A 6,583-nucleotide genomic window follows, 5' to 3' on the forward strand; every position below is an offset into this window, starting at 1 on the left:
TGGGCTTCGTGGCCGGCCGCCACGGGACGAGCCGGCCGGCCACGAAGCCCAGCACACCGAGGGCGGCCAGGGCCACCGCGTCCGCCGCGATCAGTGACACGAACGGCGGCGGGCCGCTCGCGTACGGCCAGGTCGCCAGCAGACAGCCGCTCGCACCGACGAGATACCCGGCGGGCGGCCAGAGCGCGGCGGGTGCCAGGGCGGGGAGCGCCCGGCGCAGCCGCGTACGCGGGAACGAGGTCCACAGCTCGTCGGTGCCGCGCCGCCGCTCCCGTCCTCCCTGCCAACAGCCGAGGGCGACGGCGGCCGGTCCGCCGAGCAGCAGTCCCACGACGCGCAGCAGATCGGTGGTGTCCGTCCAACGCCCCTGCCATTGGGGCGCCTTGGAGTACATGGTCACCCAGACGGCCACGGCCGCCGCGGCCCCGGCCCACGGGCCGACGCCTCGCAGCAACTCGGCGCGGAGAGGGCCACGAAGGGACAGGGCGGACAGGGCGGACCGGGCGGGGGTGCCGTCGTTCCGGAGGGGCGGTACGGCGGGGGAGATGCCAGGGGCGCCAGGGGTGCCAGCGGTGCCTGAGGCGCCAGGAGTGTCAGAGGCGTCGGCGGTGCTCATCGGGCGGCCTCCGCCGACGCGGCCGTCGCGGACCCGGCGCGGTGTGACCGTACCGCCCGTACCGCCGCCGTGTAGCCGCGCTCCGCCGGGTTGTCGCCGGGCTCGCCCGTGCCGTCCCCCAGCGCGGTCAGCTCCGCCGTCGTGCCGCGGAAGGCGATCCGGCCCGACTCCAGCACCGCCACCTGCGAGCAGGCCGCCGCGACATCCTCCACGAGATGCGTGGCGACGATCACCGTGGAGGCGGAGCCCACCTCCCGCAGCAGCGCCCTGAACGCGACGCGCTGCTCGGGATCGAGTCCGGTGGTCGGCTCGTCGAGCAGCAGCAGTTCCGGCTCGTTGACGATCGCCTGGGCGATCCCGGTCCGGCGCACCATGCCCCCCGACAGCGTCTTCACCCTGGTGTCGATACGGTCCATCAGCCCCACCCGGTCGACCGCGCGCTCCACGGCCCCGGGAACCCGGGACGCGGGCATCTCCTTGAGCCAGGCCACGTACGAGACGAAATCGCGGACCGTGAAGCCCGGGTAGTAGCCGAACTCCTGCGGGAGATAGCCGAGCCTGCGCCGTACGGCCGCGCGGGGCCCGTGTTCGGACACGTCCCGGCCCAGCAGCTCCACCCGTCCCTCGGCGGGCGCGGCGACCGTCGCGAGCACCCGGATCAGCGAGGTCTTGCCCGCGCCGTTGGGACCGAGCAGTCCGTGCACACCGGTGCCCAGGCCGAGATCGACCGCGTCGAGCGCGACCGTACGGCGGTGTCTGACGGTCAGCCCGCGCACCTCCACCGGCAGGGCCGTTGCCACGGTGTCCGTCGCTGTGTCCTTCGCCGTGTCCTTCGCTGTCACGCGCGTTCCTCTCGGTTCGAGTCGGTTCGATTCGGGCGTCGTTGATGTGTTGATGTGCCGGTGGGGGTGGGCCGGACATGGTGTGCACGCGATCTCACACGTGCCTCGCGGCGCCGAGGGCCGGGCGGTCGAACGACCGCCGCCGCAGGACCAGCAGTCCCGCGCACACCACGGCCCCGGCGGCCCAGCCGCCCTGCGCCCCGGCCCCGGCCAGGAGGCGCGTCAGATACGCGGACAGCTCGGCCGTCGGGAACGCCGTGATCCCCACCCCGCCGTCCAGCCGCGATGCCCCCAGCAGCGGTCCGGCGATCGCCAGCGCCCAGGCGCCGCCCACCGCACCGGCCGCCGTACGGCAGCCCGCGTACGAGCCGAGCACGAGCGTGGCCAGCACCAGCGCCAGCGCCGGGAGCAGCCAGGCCGCCGCGCCCGGCGCCCGAGTCGAGGCCACCGAGGCCACCGAGGCCGCCTCGGTCACCGATGGCACGGCGAACACCGACGGCACCGTGGAAGCCGTGGGCGCCATGGAGACCGAGGAGGGCATCAGCGCTCCGGCCAGGGTCAGCAGAGGCAGGCTCACGGCCAGGACCGCCGTCGTACGGGTCAGCAGCAGCCGCAGCCCGCCGCCCGGCGTGGACGCGCCGATCTCGTGCATCGGGTCCGCGTGTTCCCCGTACGACACCGCCACTCCGGCCAGGGGCAGCACCGGTGCCAGGGCCAGCAGCAGCGGGCGCGCGCCCGCGAAGCCGGCGCCGTACGCCAGCCCGACCGCACCGGCGGCCACCAGCAGCAGCGCCACCAGCCAGGGACCGCGCAGCGCGGGCCCGGCGGCCCACAGCACGCGGGCCGTCGGCCCGAGTGGCGGTGTGAGCGGCGCGGGCGGCGCCGGCCTCACCGCCGCCGCGAGCACCGCCTCCCGGACCTCGGCGAGCACAGGACCCGCGGCTCCCCTTCGCACCGCCGTCGACACCAGGACCGCGCACGCGCCGCACGACTCGATGTGCTTCTCCAGGGACCAGGCGCCGGGCTCGGGCGCGGAGCCGGCCGCGTAGGCGGTGGCCAGCGAGTCATCCACATGCCAGGCGCTCACGCGGTACCTCCCGTGGGTGCGATGTGGGCCAACGCGGCCCGCAGCTCTCTGCGGGCGCGCAGCGCACGGGACTTGACCGTGCCTTCCGGTATGCCGAGGAACCGCGCGGTCTCGCGGGTGGTCAGACCGTCGACCACCGTGGCGCGCAGCACCTCGCGCAGTTCGGGGGAGATCCGGTCGAGCGCGGCGCCGACGTCCCCGTACTCCAGGCCCGCCAGCACCCGTTCCTCGGCGGAGGGCGCGGTCCCGCCCGGCCCGTGCCCGCTCTCCGCCCGGCCGGCGCGCTCGGCCCGCGCCCACGCGCGCTGCGCGTCCGCCAGCCGCCGCGCGGCGATCACCCACAGCCAGCCCCCGGCCTCACCACCCCGGTGGCTCGCGGCCGAGCGCCATACGGTCACAAAGGTGTCCTGGAGGACCTCCCGTACGGTCTCGCCGTCCGGGCACCGCCGTGTCAGCCGGGCCAGCAGCCAGCCGGCGTGCCGGTCGTACAGCAGGGCCAGTGCCTCGGCGTCCCCTTCGGCGACGGCGCGCAGCAGCGCGCCGTCGTCGCGGTCACCCCCCATGGGGCGGAACAGTCTCACGCCCCTCTATCGCCGGCCCCGGCACCGACGGTTCACGGCGGGGGCCGCCGGATCGGCGCCATGGGCAGGAGGGTTACGGGGGAGCGCGATCGCTCAGAGCGAACGCGGCCGGGGGAACATCCAGAGGCTCACAAGCATTGAGTCGGTATAGCTCAACTTGACTGCCGAAGGGGAGATCATGGCTGCCATGTCCACATCGCTCACGCTTCCCGTGCTGCCGCTCGACGACGAGGTCGTGCTGCCCGGCATGGTGGTGCCTCTCGACCTGTCCGACACCGAGGTCCGCGCCGCGGTGGAGGCCGCCCAGGCCGCCGCGCGGATCGGCGACGGTGGTGCGGGCAAGCCGAAGGTGCTGCTGGTGCCGCGCATCGACGGGACCTATGCCGGGATCGGCGTGCTGGGGACCGTCGAGCAGGTCGGCCGGCTCTCCGACGGCGACCCGGGCGCGCTGATCCGCGGCCGTGGCCGGGTGCGGATCGGCGCCGGTACGACGGGGCCCGGCGCGGCCCTCTGGATCGAGGGTGTGAGTGTCGACGAAACCGCTCCCGACCCGCTGCCCGGCTCGGTGACCGAGCTGGTCAAGGAGTACAAGGCGCTCGCCACCGACTGGCTGAAGAAGCGCGGCGCCTGGCAGGTGGTGGACCGCGTCCAGCAGATCGAGGACGTGTCCACGCTCGCCGACAATTCCGGTTACTCGCCCTTCCTCTCCACCGCCCAGAAGGTGGAGCTGCTGGAGACCACCGATCCGGTGGCCCGGCTGAAGCTCGCCACCGAGCAGCTCCGTCACCACCTCGCGGAGCAGGATGTCGCCGAGTCCATCGCCAAGGACGTCCAGGAGGGCGTCGACAAGCAGCAGCGCGAGTTCCTGCTCCGGCGTCAGCTCGACGCCGTGCGCAAGGAGCTGCGCGAGCTGAACGGCGAGGGCGACGAGGACGAGTCCGGCGACTACCGGAGCCGCGTCGAGGCGGCCGATCTCCCGGAGAAGGTGCGGGAGGCCGCGCTCAAGGAGGTCGACAAGCTGGAGCGTGCCTCCGACCAGAGCCCGGAGGGCTCCTGGATCCGCACCTGGCTGGACACGGTGCTGGAGCTGCCCTGGAACGAGCGGACGGAGGACGAGTACGACATCCGGGGCGCGCAGGCGGTCCTCGACGCCGAGCACGCGGGCCTGGAGGACGTGAAGGAACGGATCACCGAGTATCTGGCCGTGCGCAAGCGCCGCGCGGACCGCGGTCTCGGGGTGGTCGGCGGCCGTCGCGGCGGCGCCGTGCTGGCCCTGGTCGGGCCGCCCGGTGTCGGCAAGACCTCGCTCGGTGAGAGCGTGGCGCACGCGATGGGCCGGAAGTTCGTCCGGGTCGCGCTCGGCGGCGTACGGGACGAGGCGGAGATCCGCGGCCACCGGCGCACCTACGTGGGCGCGCTGCCGGGCCGTATCGTCCGGGCGATCAAGGAGGCCGGTTCGATGAACCCGGTCGTCCTGCTCGACGAGATCGACAAGGTCGGCTCCGACTTCCGCGGCGATCCGGCCGCGGCCCTGCTCGAAGTCCTGGACCCGGCGCAGAACCACACCTTCCGCGACCACTATCTGGAGGTCGAACTCGACCTGTCCGACGTGGTGTTCCTCGCCACGGCGAACGTCCTGGAGGCGATCCCGGAAGCGCTGCTCGACCGTATGGAGCTGGTCAGGCTCGACGGCTACACGGAGGACGAGAAGATCGTCATCGCCAGGGACCATCTGCTGCCCAGGCAGCTGGAGCGCGCGGGCCTGGAGCCCGGCGAGGTCACGCTGGAGGACGAGGCGCTGCGCAGGCTGGCCGGGGAGTACACCCGTGAGGCCGGCGTACGGAACCTGGAGCGCGCCATCGCGCGGCTGCTGCGCAAGGTCGCGGCCGAGCACGAGCTGGGCGACCGCGAGCTGCCGTTCACGCTCGGCGCGGAGAATCTGCGCGAGCTGATCGGACGGCCGCACCATGTGCCCGAGTCCGCGCAGGACCCGGCGGAGCGCCGTACGGCGGTGCCGGGCGTGGCGACGGGCCTCGCGGTGACCGGCGCGGGCGGTGACGTCCTGTACGTGGAGGCGTCGCTGGCCGATCCGGAGACGGGCGGTTCCGGGCTGACCCTGACCGGACAGCTCGGTGACGTGATGAAGGAGTCGGCGCAGATCGCCCTCTCCTTCCTCCGCTCGCGCGGCGCGGAACTGGAGCTGCCGGTGGCCGATCTCAAGGACCGGGGCGTGCACATCCACTTCCCGGCGGGCGCGGTCCCGAAGGACGGCCCGAGCGCGGGCATCACGATGACGACGGCACTCGCCTCACTGCTGAGCGGGCGCCTGGTCCGTACGGACGTCGCCATGACCGGCGAGGTCTCCCTGACGGGCCGTGTCCTGCCCATCGGCGGCCTCAAGCAGAAACTGCTGGCCGCCCACCGCGCGGGCATCACGACGGTCGTGATCCCCAAGCGCAACGAGCCCGACCTCGACGACGTCCCGGCCGAGATCCTCGGCAAACTGGACGTCCACCCGGTCACGGACGTCCGCCAGGTCCTCGATCTGGCCCTGTCCCCGGCGGAGGTCCCGATCTCGGCCGCGGCCTGACCGAAAGCCGGCGGAAACCGTCCCGAGCAGGAACACGCCCCCGGCCGGAACCCCCACCAGGGTTCCGGCCGGGGGCGTCCCATCCGCGGTCAGCCGTTGGCCAGGGCCTGGACTCGGTCGAGGGCGCCGTTGAATCTGTTGTGGTCTCCGACGATGGGGCCCTTGGAGGTGTACTGCCAGATCGTGTGGAAGTCCCAGCCCGCGGGCAGTTCGCCGACCGAGGTGTCGTAGCGGGGGATCCAGAGCGGATTCGTGGAGGCGAAGCCCGGGTAGTTGCCGGTGCAGGTCTTCCACCAGCTCGTGGCCGTGTAGATCAGCGCGTCGCGGCCGGTGCGGGAGCGGTAGGTGTCCAGGAAGTCGCCGATCCAGTCGACCATCTGGCCCCGGGTCCTGCCGTAGCAGGCCGGGCCGTACGGGTTCCACTCGATGTCCAGCACGCCCGGCAGGGTCCTGCCGTCACGCGACCAGCCGCCGCCGTTGTCCACGAAGTAGTCGGCCTGGCTCGCGCCGCTCGAACCGTCGGGGGCGGCGAAGTGGTACGCGCCACGGATCAGGCCCGCGTTGTACGCGCCGTTGTACTGCTGCGTGAACGACGGGTTCTTGTAGGAGGTCCCCTCGGTCGCCTTGGTGTAGGCCCAGTCCACCCCGCTGCTCCACAGGGCCCTCCAGTTGACATTGCCCTGGTGCCCGGAGACGTCCACGCCCTCGGTCTGGGGCACGCGGTTCTTCCGGGGCAGACCGCCCTGGCCGTCGTGTTCGATGATGCCCATGCCCATGTAGGCCGAGCCCCGTGCGGGGACGGAGGCGGGGGCGGGGGCCGGTGGCGGCGGATCCGCCGGGACGTCGGCCGCGCTCGCCCCACCCGGC

The 6,583-nt window shown here is 73.5% G+C and carries 5 protein-coding genes and 1 pseudogene; 1 reads left to right on the forward strand and 5 read right to left on the reverse strand.

Annotated elements, in window-relative coordinates; translation table 11 throughout:
* The 4 genes and pseudogenes from BFF77_RS25730 to BFF77_RS25745 form a co-directional block, all read right to left on the reverse strand.
* Nucleotides 1–412 (reverse strand): annotated as a pseudogene (locus BFF77_RS25730) (hypothetical protein); the annotation flags it as partial.
* 200 nt (nucleotides 413–612) lie between these two features.
* Nucleotides 613–1,392, reverse strand: coding sequence for an ABC transporter ATP-binding protein (locus BFF77_RS25735; RefSeq protein WP_066954049.1), 780 nt, complete (start codon nucleotides 1,390–1,392; stop codon nucleotides 613–615).
* Nucleotides 1,393–1,552: 160 nt separating this feature from the next.
* A complete protein-coding gene (locus tag BFF77_RS25740) occupies nucleotides 1,553–2,545 on the reverse strand; it encodes a hypothetical protein (protein ID WP_066954040.1) in 993 nt (330 codons plus the stop codon).
* Nucleotides 2,542–3,108 (reverse strand): RNA polymerase sigma factor, encoded by a 567-nt coding sequence (locus tag BFF77_RS25745; protein ID WP_066954043.1) that lies wholly within the window; start codon nucleotides 3,106–3,108, stop codon nucleotides 2,542–2,544. The genes BFF77_RS25740 and BFF77_RS25745 overlap by 4 nt, the downstream gene beginning before the upstream one ends.
* A 196-nt stretch (nucleotides 3,109–3,304) precedes the next feature.
* On the opposite strand from BFF77_RS25745, the gene lon reads away from it, so the two are divergent.
* Nucleotides 3,305–5,716: an endopeptidase La gene (gene lon / locus BFF77_RS25750; RefSeq protein WP_066954046.1), complete on the forward strand. Its 2,412-nt coding sequence runs from the start codon at nucleotides 3,305–3,307 to the stop codon at nucleotides 5,714–5,716.
* 89 nt (nucleotides 5,717–5,805) lie between these two features.
* Here the strand turns inward: lon and BFF77_RS25755 are convergent.
* On the reverse strand, nucleotides 5,806–6,583 hold a 778-nt coding region (locus tag BFF77_RS25755; RefSeq protein WP_425424430.1), incomplete at its 5' end, for a lysozyme.

The organism is Streptomyces lushanensis (genome assembly GCF_001700515.1).
Taxonomy (GTDB): Bacteria; Actinomycetota; Actinomycetes; order Streptomycetales; family Streptomycetaceae; genus Streptomyces; species Streptomyces lushanensis.

What these genes read in the sequence shown, in the direction of transcription:
- BFF77_RS25745 (WP_066954043.1), bottom strand. Translation starts at nt 3,108, where the DNA reads ATGGGGGGTGACCGCGACGACGGCGCGCTGCTGCGCGCCGTCGCCGAA.
- lon (WP_066954046.1), top strand. Translation starts at nt 3,305, where the DNA reads ATGGCTGCCATGTCCACATCGCTCACGCTTCCCGTGCTGCCGCTCGAC.